This is a genomic window from Hydrocarboniphaga effusa AP103 (assembly GCF_000271305.1).
Classification (GTDB): domain Bacteria; phylum Pseudomonadota; class Gammaproteobacteria; order Nevskiales; family Nevskiaceae; genus Hydrocarboniphaga; species Hydrocarboniphaga effusa.
Window position 1 is genome coordinate 363,967 of record NZ_AKGD01000004.1, and the last position, 14,817, is coordinate 378,783.

General features: G+C 66.1%; 13 protein-coding genes. 4 read left to right on the forward strand and 9 right to left on the reverse strand.

Annotated elements, in window-relative coordinates:
- Position 1 precedes the first annotated feature (1 nt).
- The 7 genes from WQQ_RS21035 to WQQ_RS21065 all read right to left on the reverse strand — a co-directional run bounded on the left by WQQ_RS21035 (position 2) and on the right by WQQ_RS21065 (position 7,192).
- Positions 2-1,390, reverse strand: a complete 1,389-nt coding sequence (locus WQQ_RS21035; RefSeq protein WP_007187281.1) for an alginate export family protein — start codon at positions 1,388-1,390, stop codon at positions 2-4.
- 2 nt (positions 1,391-1,392) lie between these two features.
- Positions 1,393-2,988 carry an MFS transporter gene (locus WQQ_RS21040; RefSeq protein ID WP_007187282.1) on the reverse strand — a complete coding sequence of 532 codons (1,596 nt, stop codon included), beginning with the start codon at positions 2,986-2,988 and terminating at the stop codon, positions 1,393-1,395.
- Positions 2,985-3,401: a DoxX family protein gene (locus WQQ_RS21045; RefSeq protein WP_007187283.1), complete on the reverse strand. Its 417-nt coding sequence runs from the start codon at positions 3,399-3,401 to the stop codon at positions 2,985-2,987. Before WQQ_RS21045 ends, WQQ_RS21040 begins: the two co-directional genes overlap by 4 nt.
- Complete coding sequence (locus WQQ_RS21050) at positions 3,401-5,296, reverse strand: amidohydrolase (protein ID WP_007187284.1); 1,896 nt, start codon at positions 5,294-5,296, stop codon at positions 3,401-3,403. The genes WQQ_RS21045 and WQQ_RS21050 overlap by 1 nt, the downstream gene beginning before the upstream one ends.
- A complete protein-coding gene (locus WQQ_RS21055; RefSeq protein ID WP_040455478.1) occupies positions 5,293-5,556 on the reverse strand; it encodes a XapX domain-containing protein in 264 nt (87 codons plus the stop codon). The genes WQQ_RS21050 and WQQ_RS21055 overlap by 4 nt, the downstream gene beginning before the upstream one ends.
- A 155-nt stretch (positions 5,557-5,711) precedes the next feature.
- Positions 5,712-6,533, reverse strand: coding sequence for an alpha/beta fold hydrolase (locus WQQ_RS21060; RefSeq protein WP_007187286.1), 822 nt, complete (start codon positions 6,531-6,533; stop codon positions 5,712-5,714).
- Positions 6,534-6,538: 5 nt separating this feature from the next.
- Entirely contained in the window at positions 6,539-7,192 is a 654-nt protein-coding gene (locus tag WQQ_RS21065; protein WP_007187287.1) for a hydrolase, read from the reverse strand.
- 514 nt (positions 7,193-7,706) lie between these two features.
- Here WQQ_RS21065 and WQQ_RS21070 point away from each other — a divergent pair.
- Positions 7,707-10,877 (forward strand): efflux RND transporter permease subunit, encoded by a 3,171-nt coding sequence (locus tag WQQ_RS21070; RefSeq protein WP_007187288.1) that lies wholly within the window; start codon positions 7,707-7,709, stop codon positions 10,875-10,877.
- Between the two features lie 42 nt (positions 10,878-10,919).
- Here the strand turns inward: WQQ_RS21070 and WQQ_RS21075 are convergent, their stop codons facing one another.
- Entirely contained in the window at positions 10,920-11,363 is a 444-nt protein-coding gene (locus tag WQQ_RS21075) for a DUF6491 family protein (protein ID WP_007187290.1), read from the reverse strand.
- Between the two features lie 143 nt (positions 11,364-11,506).
- Positions 11,507-11,998 (reverse strand): Lrp/AsnC family transcriptional regulator, encoded by a 492-nt coding sequence (locus WQQ_RS21080; RefSeq protein WP_007187291.1) that lies wholly within the window; start codon positions 11,996-11,998, stop codon positions 11,507-11,509.
- A gap of 151 nt (positions 11,999-12,149) precedes the next feature.
- Between WQQ_RS21080 and hppD the strand changes: the two genes are divergently transcribed.
- Genes hppD through WQQ_RS21095 form a run of 3 tightly spaced genes read left to right on the forward strand, consistent with a single transcriptional unit; the run spans position 12,150 to position 14,799 of the window.
- The gene (gene hppD, locus WQQ_RS21085; RefSeq protein WP_007187292.1) at positions 12,150-13,235 is read left to right on the forward strand and encodes a 4-hydroxyphenylpyruvate dioxygenase; all 1,086 of its coding nucleotides are present in this window, start codon (positions 12,150-12,152) and stop codon (positions 13,233-13,235) included.
- A gap of 5 nt (positions 13,236-13,240) precedes the next feature.
- Entirely contained in the window at positions 13,241-13,786 is a 546-nt protein-coding gene (locus tag WQQ_RS21090) for a VOC family protein (RefSeq protein ID WP_157534849.1), read from the forward strand.
- The gene (locus WQQ_RS21095) at positions 13,783-14,799 is read left to right on the forward strand and encodes a fumarylacetoacetate hydrolase family protein (RefSeq protein ID WP_007187294.1); all 1,017 of its coding nucleotides are present in this window, start codon (positions 13,783-13,785) and stop codon (positions 14,797-14,799) included. Before WQQ_RS21090 ends, WQQ_RS21095 begins: the two co-directional genes overlap by 4 nt.
- Positions 14,800-14,817 lie beyond the last annotated feature (18 nt).

Here is a 14,817-nt window from a genome sequence, read left to right on the forward strand (position 1 = left end):
CTCACCACGCGAACTTGAACTCCGCGCCGAGATAGTCGCTGTCCTGGCCTCCCGCGGCGCGCAGTGCCTGGCCGACATCGTAGTGCACGCCTTCGACGGCGGCCGACAGCTGCGCGTTGATTTTCCAGTCCGCGCGCAGTTGCAGGTAGGCGCCGGTCCAGCGGCCACCCTCGCCCACGGTTCCGCGCACCGGCACGTCGGGCTGCACGTAGACCGCATCGCTTGCGGTCTGCCGCCATTGCAGCCCGAGCGCGGCGGCCAGCTTGAGCGGCGCGGCCGGCGTGATCGTCAGCGAAGGCTTCACATGGATCAGGTTCACGTAGCCCGTATAGCCGGCATCGCTGAAGTAATAGCCGCCGTTCGGAAACAGCGGATTGAAGGTCTGCAAGCGCCCGTCGCCGGCTTTGCGATCGCCCGATGCGGCGTCCGCCTGCAGGCCGATGCGCGGCTTGAGCTTCATCGACGCAAGGCTATAACCCGCCTTCGCACCGACGGCCCAGGCACGCACGTCCGCATCGCCGACGCGGCCGCTTTGCCACATGCCTTCGAAGTCCCAATCGAGGCCGGCCTTCTTGCCCGCGAAGCGCAGATCGAACACGTCGCGACGCTCATTGCCGCTGGCATCGAGAAAGCCGGCGTCGTCGAGTTCGTAGCGCGAGTAGTAGCCCGAGAGCTCGTTGTCTCCGAGCACGTGGCGTTCGAGCCGCAGCGTGTGGAAAACGAAATGCCGGTCGGACCGGTCATCGAAGGCCTGGTCGTCGCGATACTGCACGGGCCGGCTCAGAAAGCCGATCAGCCTCCAGGGTTCGAGTTCGTAATCGGCCCAGATGGCATCGAAGGATTGGCGCAGGTTCGGGCCGTCGCGCAGCGACACGAAGCGCTGCAAGTCGAACAGGAAATCCTGCCGGCCGACGCGCGTCTTGAGCAGGCCGTCACCGAGCCGATGCTCGCTCATCAGAAAAGCCAGGCGCAGGTCGAAGCGGTTGTCGTCGGTCGGCACCGGGGCCTTGCGATCGAAGGCGCGCACGTCTTCGATCTGCGCGAAAGCGCGCCAATGCTCGTCGAAGTGCAGGTCCGCATGCAGCTGGGCGCGTTGCAGCAAGTAGCTGTCGCCCTCGCGTCCGATGCCGAAGGCCGGCTCCTGCTGCGTCACCAGGCGCTCGCGCAGGTTAGCTCCGAGCGAGAGATAGGCCTGCGGATCGAGCGCCGGCAGCGCGAGGTACTTGAGATCGTCGAGCGGCTGCGTGCGCAAGTCCGGATCGGCCAGCGCGGACCAGTCCTCGTGCCAGCGATTCGATTCGATCGCCGGGCGCGTCTGCGCCTGGGCGAAGCCGCTCGCGCTCAGTGCGGCGAGCGCGAGCAGCAGCATGCCGCAGGCCTGGGAGCCCATGCTCAGGAACGCGCCATGCGTTCGGGAATGCTCAGCAGGTGATCGACCTTGGGTGGGGCATCGCCGACATGGAAACGCAGGACCTCGCCCTGCACGTCGGCGCCCGCGTGCGAGACGCGGCGATGCTGGCGCAGATGCTCGGCCCAGGATTCGACCAGGAACCACTCGACGTAGCGCTGCGGATCGGCGGCGTCTTCGGTGATGCCCCAGGCGTAGGCGCCGTCGCGACGCCGCACGGGCTCGAGCCTGTACAGGGCGCGCAGGAATTCGCCGCGCTGCCGTGTCTCCACGCGATACTCGATCAGGATCAGCACCGGGCCGCGATCGTGCGCCACCGGCTCCGCCATCAGGGGCTCGGGCCAGTGATTCGATGCATCCAGGTCGACCTCGCCGCTCGGCAGCTTCACGCGATGGAAGATCAGCGCGATCACCACGAGCCCGGCCGCCGCCACCCACAGCGTCGCCGGCACGCCGATGCCGCTGCCGACGGTGCCCCACAGCAAGCTGCCGGCCGTCATCGCGCCGTTGAACACCATCAGGTAGATCGCGAGCCCGCGACCGCGGACCCAGTTCGGCAGGATCGCCTGCGCGACGCCATTGAGCGTCGTCAGCGCCGCGATCCAGGCCGCACCGAGCACCAGCAGCAGCACCACCGCGACCGGTTTGGGCGGCGCGAGCGCAAGCAGCGCCATGACGGCTGCGGCGACGATCGAAGCGCCGAGCACGAGCGTGTCCGAACCCGCCTTCTCGCGCAGCTTCGGCAGCAGCACGGCGCCGCCGATCGCACCGGCGCCGACCGCGCCGAGCAGCAGGCCATAGAAGCCCGCGCCACCGCCGAGCAGCTGGCGCGCGACCAGCGGAAGCAGCGCCCAGACCCCGCTCGCGAACAGGAAGAACACCGCGGCGCGCAGCAGGGCGACATGCAGGTCGCGACTCGATCGCGCGTAGCGCAGACCCGCACGGAAGGCGCCGAGAAAATTCTCGGACAGGCCGTCATCCGCATGCGGCGAGCGCTTCCACCAGAGCAGCGCCGCGATCACCAGCGCATAGCTCGCGACGTCGGCTCCGTAGGTCGTCGAAGGGCCGAAGCTCGCGAGCAGCAGGCCACCGGCCGCGGGACCGATCGCGCGCGCGATGTTGAAGCCCAGCGAATTCAACGCCACCGCATTGCGCAGCTCGGATTTGGGCACCAGCTCGGGCACGATCGACTGCCAGGTCGGGCCGACCAGCGCAGCGCCGACGCCGCCCGCGAAAGTCAGCGCGATCAGCAGCTCGATCGTCAGCATCTGGCCGCGCGAGAGCAGCAGCAGGCTCAGGCTCACGAGCGCGAGCATGAGCTGCACCGCGATCAGAAAGCGCCGGCGATCGAGGATGTCCGACAGCACACCGGCCGGAATCGCGAGCAGGAAGATCGGCAAGGTCGCGGCGGCCTGGATCATCGCCACCGCAGCCGGGCTCGGCGACAGGTCGGTGACGAGCCAGGCGCTCGCGACGTCGCGCATGAAGCTGCCCGTGTTGCCGAGCACGGTCGCCGCCCACAAGGCGGCGAACACCGGTCTTTTGAGCGGAGCGAAGCTGCCCGAGGCATTGGCACTCACGGTTGGTTTTCCTTGCGCGGCTGCAGATCCATCCAGGCGACGAGCAGGAAGCCGCCGGCCAGGCCCAGGTGCTCGTAGAACGCATTGGCCATCATGAAACGCTCGTGCCCCGCAGCCAGCGTCCAATAGCGATTGGCGACGAAGGTGGCGCCGATCGTGAAGGCTGCGAGCGCGAGCGCGGCCAGCCAGCGCCCGAAGCCGCTCACGATCATCAGCGAGGCGCCGAGTTCGAGCGCGATGACCAGCGCCGCGAGCGGCGCCGCCGGCGCCAGGCCGAAATGCTGCATCTCCGCGACTGCGGAAGCGAAGTCGACGAGCTTGTTCCAGCCGCCTTGCAGATACGCGGCGCAGAGCGCGAGCAAGGCGAGCCGGCGCAGCGCCTCACTCGCGATCACACGATGCAGGTCTCGCATCAGACCGCCCAGCAAGCGCAGCCCAGCGCGCCCCAGAAGCTCTTCAGGTCGGAGATCGGCAGCTTGCTCGACCAGGCCGTCGCATGCGCGTGGCCGTGCACGCCGCAGCTGTTGGAGCAGGCGCAGCTCGCGGCGGCGACACGCTGCTGCTGCGATGCGGGCCACGTATCGCCCCAGGCCGCGTAGCCCTTGAACGTGCGCACCGGAGACCAGTCCGGCATCGCCGGCGGCGGAGCCGCTTCGTCGAACGGGGCGAACTCGCCGGCCGCGTAGACGATCTTGCCGCCGACCATCGTCAGCAGCGAGGTGGTATCGGCGATCTCGTCTTCGGCGCAGGAATAGAAATCGCGATCCGGCACGACAACATCGGCGAGCTGCCCCGCCTCGATACGACCTTTTTTTCCTTCTTCGTTCGAGAACCAGGTGACGTTCTCGGTCCACATGCGCAGCGCCTGCTCGCGATCGAGGCAGTTGCGACGCGGATACAGCTGCATGCCGCCGACGGTCTTGCCGGTGATGAGCCAGGACAGCGAAACCCAGGGGTTGTACGAGGCCACGCGCGTGGCATCGGTGCCGGCCGAAACCTTCACGCCCGCCTGCAGAATCTTCGAAACCGGCGGCGTCGCTTCGGCCGCGCCGTGACCGTAGCGCTCGACGAAGTATTCGCCCTGGTAGGCCATGCGATGCTGCACGGCGACGCCGCCGCCGAGGTCGGCGATGCGATCGATCGACTGCTCCGAAATGGTTTCGGCGTGATCGAAGAACCAGTTCAGGCCTTGCAGCGGAATGTCCTGGTTCACGCGCTCGAAGACATCGAGCATGCGGCTGATGGTTTCGTCGTAAGTGGCGTGCAGGCGCCAGGGCCAGCGGTTCTGCGCGAGGATGCGCACCACATCTTCGAGCTCGCCTTCCATCTCCGGCGCCATGTCCGGACGCGGCTGGCGAAAGTCCTCGAAATCCGCCGCCGAGAACACCAGCATTTCGCCGGCGCCGTTGTGGCGGAAGTAATCGTCGCCCTGCTGGTACTTCACGGACTGCGTCCAGCGCAGGAAGTCGTCCTTCTCCTGCTTGGGCTTTTGCGTGAAGAGGTTGTAAGCGAGGCGAATCGTCAGCTGGCCTTCCTCCGAGAGCTTCTGGATCACCTCGTAGTCTTCGGGATAATTCTGGAAGCCGCCGCCCGCATCGATCGCGCCGGTCACGCCGAGGCGGTTGAGCTCGCGCATGAAGTGGCGCGTGGAGTTGATCTGGTATTCGAGCGGCAGCTTCGGGCCCTTGGCGAGCGTCGAATACAGGATGCCGGCATTCGGCTTGGCCAGCAGCAGGCCGTTGGGGTTGCCGCTGGCATCGCGCAGAATCTCGCCGCCCGGCGGGTTCGGCGTATCGCGCGTGTAGCCCACGGCGCGCAAGGCGGCGCCGTTGAGCAGCGCGCGATCGTAGAGATGCAGGATGAAGACCGGCGTATCGGGCGCCACCGCATTGAGTTCTTCGAGCGTCGGCAGACGCTTCTCGGCGAACTGGTGCTCGCTGAAGCCGCCGACCACGCGCACCCACTGCGGAGCCGGCGTGATCGCGACCTGGCGCTTGAGCATCGCCATCGCATCTGCCAGCGAGCGCACGCCGTCCCAGCGCAGTTCGAGGTTGAAATTCAGGCCGCCGCGAATGATGTGCAGGTGGTTGTCGATCAGCCCGGGCAGCACGCGGCGTCCGCGCAGGTCGATGATTTTGGTGCTGTCGCCAGCCAGCGCCATGATCTCGTGGCTGCGGCCGACGGCGAGAAACTTGCCGTCCTTGATGGCGACCGCGTCGGCGGTCGGGTTCTTGCGATCGAGCGTGACGAACAGGCCGCGATGCAGGATCAGATCGGGCGTGGCCCGGGTTTGTGTTTCCGTACTCATGCTTGCTCCTTGCGCGCCGTCTTGGTCCCTTGCGGCAGGTGGCCGAAGACATGGGGTTTCACTTGATGGCCCAGCCACGACACCGCAGCCGTCTCTTTCTGCAGCAATTGACGTGCGAGCGGCGGAATCTGCTCACCGACGAGGATGCCGAGCAGGCCGATCAAGGCGATCACGGGCGGTGCCGGCGAGCGTACATTGAGCAGGCTGTAGATGACGCCGACCAGAAGACCGGCGGCCAGCGAGAACAGGTAGGGTTTCATCGGCATTCCACGAGTCGTTGGGGTGCTTGCCTTCTCCCTGCGGGAGAAGGTGCCCCGAAGGGGCGGATGAGGGCATCCCGGTCATCAGCCGGCTTGCTGTTTCCGAGAGTCCCTCACCCCGGCCCTCTCCCGGTGGGAGAGGGAGAAAGGCTTGCTCAGCTACCTTGCAGAAACGCCAGCAGATCGGCGTTGAGCTGATCGGCATGCGTCACCGCGAAGCCGTGCGGAGCGCCCGCGTAGACCTTGAGCTGGGCGCCCCCGATCATCTGCGCGGCGAGCTTGCCGGTGGCTTCGAACGGCACGATCTGGTCGTCGTCGCCGTGGATCACCAGTGTCGGCACATCGATCTTCGCCATGTCCGGGCGGAAGTCGGTTTCGGAGAACGCGGTGACGCAGTCGAGCGTGCCCTTGATCGAGGCCAGCAGCGCGATGTTGAGCGTCTGCGTGAGCACGCCGGCCGAAACCTGCTGGCCGTGATTGATGCCGTAGAACGGAGTCGCGAAGTCGCTGATGAACTGCGCGCGATCCTTGGTCAGGCCAGCCGCGATGCCCTCGAACACCTCGGCCGGAACGCCTTCAGGATGATCCGCGCTCCGGATGAAGTAAGGCGTCACCGCGCCGAGCAGCGCGAGCCTGGCGATCTTCTTGCTGCCGTGGCGCGCGATGTAGCGCGTCACGTCGCCACCGCCCATCGAGAAGCCCACGAGCGTGACTTCGGAAAGGCCCAGATGCTCGATCAGCTCGTGAATGTCATCGGCGAAACGGTCGTAGTGGTAACCATCCCAGGGCTGGCTCGAGCGGCCGAAGCCGCGCCGATCGAAGGCGATCGTGCGATAGCCGCGCTGCGACAGGAACAGCATCTGCTTTTCCCACATGTCGCCGTCGAGCGGCCAGCCGTGGCTGAACAGAACCGGCTTGCCGCTGCCCCAGTCCTTGAAATAGATCTCGGTGCCGTCGCTGGTCTTGAACGTACTCATGGTGATCAACCCTCGTGCGCGTTGAACATGGTCTTGGCGTAGGTGACGCCGAGGCCGTAGGCACCGCCGAATTTCTTGGCGTAGCCGGTGGTCATCTCGTAGGTTTCGCCGCGCGCCCAGTCGCGCTGCAGTTCGAGCAGGTACTGCAGCGAGGTCATCGGACGCACGCCGGCCTGGATCATGCGCTCCATCGCCCGCTCATGCGCCTCGTCGGAAACGTCGCCGCAGGCATCGGCGATCACGTAGACCTCGAAGCCCTGGTCGAGCGCGGACAGCGTCGGCCCGACGATGCAGACCGAGGTCCACAGGCCGGCGAACACCAGGCGCGTCTTGCCGATGGCGTTGACCCGATCGATCACGGCGGCGTCTTCCCAGGTGTTCATCGAGGTGCGATCGAGCAGCTTCTGGCCCGGGAACGCATCGGTGATCTCGGAGAACATCGGGCCCGAGAAGCTCTTCTCGGCGACGGTGGTCAGGATGGTCGGAACCTTGAAGCCGGCGGCGGCGTTGCTGATCAGCGCCGCGTTGTTGCGCAGGTTCACGGCATCGATCGACTTGGTGGCGAACGCCATCTGCGACTGGAAGTCGATCAGGATCAGCGCGTGATCGGTCGGCGTGAGGAGCTTGGCGCCGGGAGTGGGTGTGGCCTTGATGGACATCGTTCGGTTCCTTCGATTGAGTGAGTAGGGGCGACGGAGGCCATACTCGTGTCCAAGGGTGGGGGCGGTCTTGTCGCTTTGCGTGCTTTTTTGAACGCTTGCCGTCTGCGACGGGCACCGAGGCTGCGTTTGGCACGACTCGATCGCATTTTGTCCGCATGTGCGGCCCGTGCCCGCTGGCCGTCGTCGTTCAATCCAGGCCTCATCGTCCGGGATGGACACCGTCGGCCTCGCCTCGGTGATCCCGCCACCGGCGCGGCGTCAAACGCTATGCAAAAGCCGCAGGTTCCATGCGCGAATTTCATCGGAGCGCGCCGGGAGCGATGAACCGCGGGTGGTATCGTGCGCCACCCGAAGAACGGTCGGCAGCCGCGTCGCCAGCTGACATTCCTGCAAGCTTGGCGACAACCAGAGAACAGAGTCGCTGTTGCAGTATGCGGCCCACGATCTCGCGCGCGCTCCACGATCTTCGGCAAGCCGCGGCCCCACTCGCAACCGCATCCGCGGAACGACCATGCAGAACGACTCGCAGCCCCATCTGAGCCGAGCCCAGCAAAGCCTCACGCGCCCCGGCCTGTCCGGCTGGTTCATCGAACACCCGATCGCCACCGTGCTGATGACGGTCGGCGTGATCTTTCTGGGCCTGCTCGCGTTTCCGCTGCTGCCGGTCGCGGCGGTGCCCGAGATCGACCTGCCGACGATCCACGTCAGCGCTCGCCTGCCCGGCGCGAGTCCGGAGACCATGGCCTCGTCGATCGCCACGCCGCTCGAGGTGGAATTGTCCGGCGTGCCGGGCATCACCGACATGACCTCGAACAGCTCGCTCGGCAGCACCAGCATCACCATGCAGTTCACGCTCGACAAGGACATCGACGTGGCCGCGCAGGAAGTGCAGGCCGCGCTCAACGCGGCCACCGCCCGCCTGCCCTCGGACCTGCCGAGCCTGCCGACCTGGCGCAAGGTCAATCCGAACGACGGCCCGATCCTGATGCTGCGCATGCAGTCGACGCTGCTGCCGCTGACCGAGCTGTCCGACCTCGCCGAAACCCTCGTCGCGCGCCAGATTTCGCAGGTCGCAGGCGTCGCCACGGTCGATCTGTACGGCCAGCGCAAGCCCGCCCTGCGCATCCAGGCCGCGCCCGAAAAGCTCGCCGCCTTCGGCCTCACGCTGGCCGACCTGCGCAGCGCGATCCGCAACGCGAGCGTCAACCAGGCCAAGGGCGCGCTGTACGGCTCGCAGCGCATCTCGACGATCGCCACCAACGACCAGATCTTCAGCACCGAGGATTACAAGGGCCTGGTCGTGAGCTACCGCGACGGCCTGCCGGTGTTTCTCGGCGACGTGGCACAAGTCATCCAGGGGTCCGAGAACGACTACCAGGCCGCCTGGATCAACGGCGAGCGCGGCGTGGGCCTGATCGTGCGCCGCCAGCCCGGTGCGAACCTGATCGAAGTGGCCGACCAGGTCATCGCCGAGCTGCCACGGCTGCGCACGCTGCTGCCGGCCGGCGTCGAGCTCGAGCTGCTGTCCGATCGCACGCGCACCACGCGCGCCTCGCTGCACGAGGTCGAGCTCACGCTCGCGATCACCATCGGCCTCGTGATCCTGGTCATGGGCCTGTTCCTGCGCCAGTTGTCGGCCACCGCGATCGTCGCGGCCGTGCTCAGCGTGGCGCTGATCGCCACCGCCGCGGCGATGTACGCGCTGGGCTTTTCGCTCAACAACCTCACGCTGGTGGCGCTGATCGTCGGCGTCGGCTTCATCGTCGATGACGCCATCGTCGTCGTCGAAAACATTCATCGGCATCTCGAAGCCGGCGAATCGTTCCGCCACGCGGCCCTGAAGGGCGTCTCCGAGATCGGCTTCACGGTCGTGACGATCAGCTTCTCGCTGGTCGCGGCGTTCATCCCGCTGCTGTTCATGGGCGGAACCGTGGGCCGCCTGTTCCGCGAGTTCTCGCTGACCTTGACGGCCGCGATCCTGATTTCGGTGGTCGCCTCGCTCACGCTCGCGCCGATGCTCGCCTCGCGCTTCATGAAATCGGCTCCGGCGCACAAGCCCGGCGGATTCTCCGAGCGCCTGATCGCGCTCTACGATCGCGGACTGGCGTGGACGCTCGAGCACCAGCGCATCATGCTCGGCGTGTTCGCGGCGACGCTCGCGCTCGCGGTCTACAGCTACGTGAAGATTCCGAAAGGCTTCTTCCCGATCCAGGACACCGGCTTCGTGTTCGGCAACTCGCAGGCGGCCGAAGACATCTCGTACGACGACATGCGCGTCAAGAACAAGCTGCTCGAAGACATCCTGCTGGCCGATCCGGCCGTCGACGGCATGATCCAGTCGATCGGCGGAAGCTTCGGCGGCAACTCGATGAGCAACGGAACCTTCCTGATCTCGCTCAAGAACATCGAGGATCGCGACGTCAGCGCCGAGGAGTTCATCAGCCGCATTCGCGCCAAGGCCGCGCAGGTCCCGGGCGTGCAGCTGTTCCTGCGCACCAACCAGGAAGTCAACGTCGGCCGCACCGGGCGTGCGCAGTTTCTCTACGCGCTCAAAGGACCCGACAGCGACGGGCTGACGCGCTGGGCGGACCTGCTCGTCGATCGCATGAAGTCCTCGCCGATGGTGCGCGATGTCTCGAGCGACCTGCAGCTCGGCGCCGCCGTCACCAAGCTCGTCATCGATCGCGCCGCCGCTGCGCGCTTCGGGCTGTCGACCGCCGATATCGACCAGGCGCTTTACGACGCCTTCGGCCAGCGCCAGATCAGCGAGTACCAGACCGAGACGAATCAGTACAAGGTCATCCTCGAAATCGATCCGGCGCTGCGCGGTCGCATCAACAGCCTCGACTACTTCCGCCTGCGCTCGCCGCTGACCGGCGAAATGGTGCCGCTGTCCGCGCTCGCGAGCGTGCAGCCGACTGCGGCGGGGCCGCTGTCGATCGCGCACGATGGGCTGTTTCCGTCGGCGAACATCTCGTTCAACCTCGCGCCGGGTTATGCGCTCGGCGACGTCGTCAACATGGTGCAGGCGCTGCAGGCCGAGATCGGCATGCCGACCGAATACAGCGGCAGCTTCCGTGGCAATGCGCAGGCCTTCCAGGATTCGCTCGCCAGTCAGCCGGTGCTGATCCTCACGGCTTTGCTCGCGGTCTACATCATTCTCGGCGTTTTGTACGAGAGCTTCGTGCATCCGCTGACGATCCTGTCGACCTTGCCGTCCGCGGGCATCGGCGCGATCTGGATGCTGTCGGCCTTCGGCTTCGATTTCTCGATCATGGCGATGATCGGCATCGTGCTGCTGATCGGCATCGTCAAGAAGAACGGCATCCTGATGGTCGATTTCGCCCTGCATGCGCAGCGCGAGGAAGGTCTTTCGCCGCGCGAGGCCGTGCACAAGGCCTGCCTGGTGCGCTTCCGTCCGATCATGATGACCACGCTCGCCGCCCTGCTCGGCGCCGTGCCGCTGATGTTCAGCCTCGGCATGGGCTCGGAACTTCGACAGCCGCTCGGCTTCGCGATCGTCGGCGGCCTGCTGCTGAGCCAGCTGCTCACGCTGTTCACGACGCCGGTGGTCTACCTGGCGCTCGACAGGCTGTTCCATCCGCAGCCGGTCCCGAACGCGGCGACGCGGGAAACGAACACATCGGCGACGTCCAAGGCGGCTGCCGGAACCGCGCACTGATCATCCGCCGCAGCAGACACGGCCCGCGCGGCCCAGCGCCGCCTATTGAGCCGAGCTGATCCTCTCCAGCCTTTGCAGCCGGGCGATCGGGCAAGCCTGGCGGCCGGTGGGGTCGAGCGCATACACCGTGTCGAGCGTGGTGAGTTCGTTCGCCACGTTGGTCGAAACGCGCAGGCGCTCGTTGTATTGCAGGTCGCGGCACGGACTGGCGGTGGTGATCAGGTACTGGCGCGTGATCCCGGCATCGAGGATCACGTGCCGGTCATCGATCGGTTGGAAACCCTGCACGTTGTAGCCGTTGACCGAGCGCACCTCCTCGCCCGCCCGCCAGCCGCGCTCGGCGAGCTCGGCTTCGAGCACTTTCTGCCTGGCCGAATCGGGGGTCATCGCACAGGCTGGCAAGGTCGAGGCAACCGCCAGCGCGAGCAGGCCGGCTCGACGAAACGAAGATGGCTTCCTGCGGCTGCTGGAAATGTCGATACCCATGCGCTCCCCCCGGCGGGCGCCGTCGAGGCGCTCTTGGTGTCATGAAGATGACACTACCGTCATGAAGCCGCATCCGCCACAGGGACGAGCGAAAGATCTCCGCCCCATCGAGCCCCGGTTCCGATTGACGTCACCCGTTACGTTTAATCGACCTCGCGCGTCGAAACCGGCAGCGGTCCGTTGGCCTTGACGACTTCGAGGCTGAACTGCGACTCGATGCCCCGCACGCCGGGCCAGCGCAGGATGCCGCGCATGGCGATGTCGGAGAAATGGTCGATGCTGCGCGCGACGACCTTGAGCATGAAGTCCGAAGTACCGGTCATCGCATGGCATTCGATGATGTGCTCCTCGGCCTGCACGCGCGCAATGAAGCCTTCGCGCAGCCGGTCGTCCTGCTTGTCGATCGACACCTGCACGTAGGCCGTCACGGGCAGCCCGAGCTTGCGCTGGTCGAGCCGGGCGAGGTAGCCGGCGATGACGCCGTCCTGCTCGAGCTGCTTGACGCGCCGCAGGCACGGCGACTCCGACATGCCGAGCAGTTGGGCAAGCTCGACGTTGGACAGCCGGCCGTTGCGCTGGAGCTCGTAGAGGATGCGAGTTTGGCCGCGGTCGAGCTTTGAGGTGGAATCCGTCACTGGATGCTTCCCGAGAGGAGGATTCAGCCACTCTACTCCGTCTTTCCGCATGAAATAGAAGAAATCCACCGCCCTTGCAGCAGTAGCATTTCCTCGAGAGACGATCAACGAGTCGCGCGGCCGAGGCCGGCGAACACCGCGGAGGACGGCGATGTCGGATTTGTTCGAAAACCCCATGGGCCTCGACGGCTTCGAGTACGTCGAGTTCGCGGCGCAGGACCGAAGCCAGCTCGAACCGGTGTTCGAGACCCTGGGTTTCACGCGCGTGGCCACGCATCGATCCAAACAGGTAGACCTCTGGCGCCAGGGCGGCATCAACTTCATCGCCAACTACGAGCCCAACTGCCCGGCCGCGTTCTACGCCGAAGAGCATGGCCCCTCGGCCTGCGGCATGGCGTTTCGCGTCAAGGACGCGGCCAAGGCCTACCAGCGCGCTCTCGAACTCGGAGCGCAGCCGATCGACGTTCCGACCGGGCCGATGGAATTGCGACTGCCCGCGATCCGCGGCATCGGCGGCGCCACCCTGTACCTGATCGATCGCTACGACGAAGGCAGCTCGATCTACGACATCGATTTCCGCTTTATCGAGGGCGTGGAGCGCCAGCCCGAGGGCTGCGGCTTTTCGGTGATCGATCACCTGACGCACAACGTCTATCGCGGCCGCATGGCTTTCTGGAGCCGTTACTACGAGCGCCTGTTCAACTTTCGCGAGATTCGCTACTTCGACATCAAGGGCGAATACACCGGCCTGACCTCCAAGGCGATGACGGCGCCCGACGGCCGCATCCGCATTCCGCTCAACGAGGAATCGCAAGGCGGCAAGGGCCAGATCGAAGAGTTCCTGATGGCCTACAACGGCGAAGGCATCCAGCACATCGCGTTCGCCTGCGACGATCTGCTTCAAGCCTGGGACCGGCTCAAGGCGCGCGGCCTGCGCTTCATGACGCCGCCGCCGGCGACCTACTACCAGATGCTCGGCCAGCGCCTGCCGGGTCATGGCGAACCCGTCGATGAGCTGCAGCGGCGCGGCATTCTGCTCGACGGGACCACCGAAGGTGGCGAACCGCGCCTGCTGCTGCAGATCTTCTCGGAGGCGATGGTCGGCCCGATCTTCTTCGAGTTCATCCAGCGCAAGCGCGACACCGGCTTCGGCGAAGGCAACTTCAAGGCGCTGTTCGAATCGATCGAGCGCGACCAGATCGAACGCGGCGTGCTGAAGCCGAAGGAGCGCGCATGAAGGCCATGAACCTGCGACGCATCCACCACGTCGCGTATCGCTGCCGCGACGCGAAGCAGACCGTCGAGTTCTACCAGCGCGTGCTCGGCATGGACTTCGTGCTCGCCATCGCCGAGGACACCGTGCCCTCGACCGGCGCGCCCGATCCATACATGCACGTGTTTCTCGACGCCGGCATGGGCAACGTGCTCGCCTTCTTCGAGCTGCCGAACGCACCGGACATGGGCCGCGATGCGAACACGCCCGACTGGGTGCAGCACATCGCCTTCGAACTCGGCAGCCTCGACGAGTTGCGCGAGGCGCAGGCTCGCCTGCAGCGCGAAGGCCTGTCCGTCGTCGGACCGACCGATCACGGCATCTTCACCTCGATCTATTTCTTCGACCCGAACGGCCACCGCATCGAGCTGACGACCAACACCTGCACGCCCGGGCAGATGGCGCAATTGCACGAAGTCGCACCGGCCATGCTCGAAGAATGGAGCCGCACGAAGAAGGCCCCGCGCCACGCGGCGTGGCTGCATGAAAAACACACCAAGAAGACCGCGTCATGAAACTCGCGAGCCTGCGCTCGGGGCGCGACGGCGCATTGATTCTGGTATCGCGCGATCTGCGCAGTGCCCTGCGCGTCGATCACATCGCGCCGACCCTGCAAAGCGCGCTCGACGACTGGCCCCGTATCGAGCCGACGTTGCAGGCCCTGTACGGGCCGCTCAACCGCGGCGAGCTGATCGGCGCCTTCGCGTTCGATGCGAGCGCCTGCGACTCACCCTTGCCACGCGCCTATCAATGGGCGGACGGCAGCGCCTACGTCAACCATGTGGAGCTCGTGCGCCGTGCGCGCGGAGCCGAGCTGCCCGAAAGCTTCTGGCACGATCCGCTGATGTACCAGGGCGGCTCCGATCGCTTTCTCGCGCCCACCGACGACATCGTCGCCGACCCGGATTGGGGCATCGATTTCGAGGCCGAAGTCGCGGTCATCACGGGCGATGTCGATCGCGGCGTGAACTCCGAGCAGGCCTTGTCGCAGCTGCGGCTGCTGATGCTCGTCAACGACGTCTCGCTGCGCAACCTGATCCCGGGCGAACTCGCCAAGGGCTTCGGCTTCTACCAGTCCAAGCCGGCTTCGGCGTTCTCGCCGGTCGCCGTCACGCCCGACGAACTCGGCGACTCTTGGCGCGACGGCAAGCTGCATCGTCCCCTGTTGAGCCATCTCAACGGCAGGCTGTTCGGCAAGCCCGAGGCTGGCGAAGACATGACTTTCGATTTCGGCCAGCTCGTCGCGCATGCGGCGCGCACGCGCAGGCTCGAGGCCGGAACCATCATCGGCTCGGGCACGGTCTCGAACAAGCAGGGAACTGCGCACGGCTCTTCGATCGCCGACGGCGGTCGCGGCTATTCGTGCATCGCCGAGCTGCGCATGATCGAGACGATTCGCGACGGCAAGCCGAGCACCGGCTTCATGCGCGACGGCGATCGCATCCGCATCGAGATGCTCGATGCACAATCCCGGTCTATCTTCGGGGCCATAGACCAGCGGGTACGATCCGTGAACCGCCCCACCTAGCCGTCGTTCCCGCCTTCG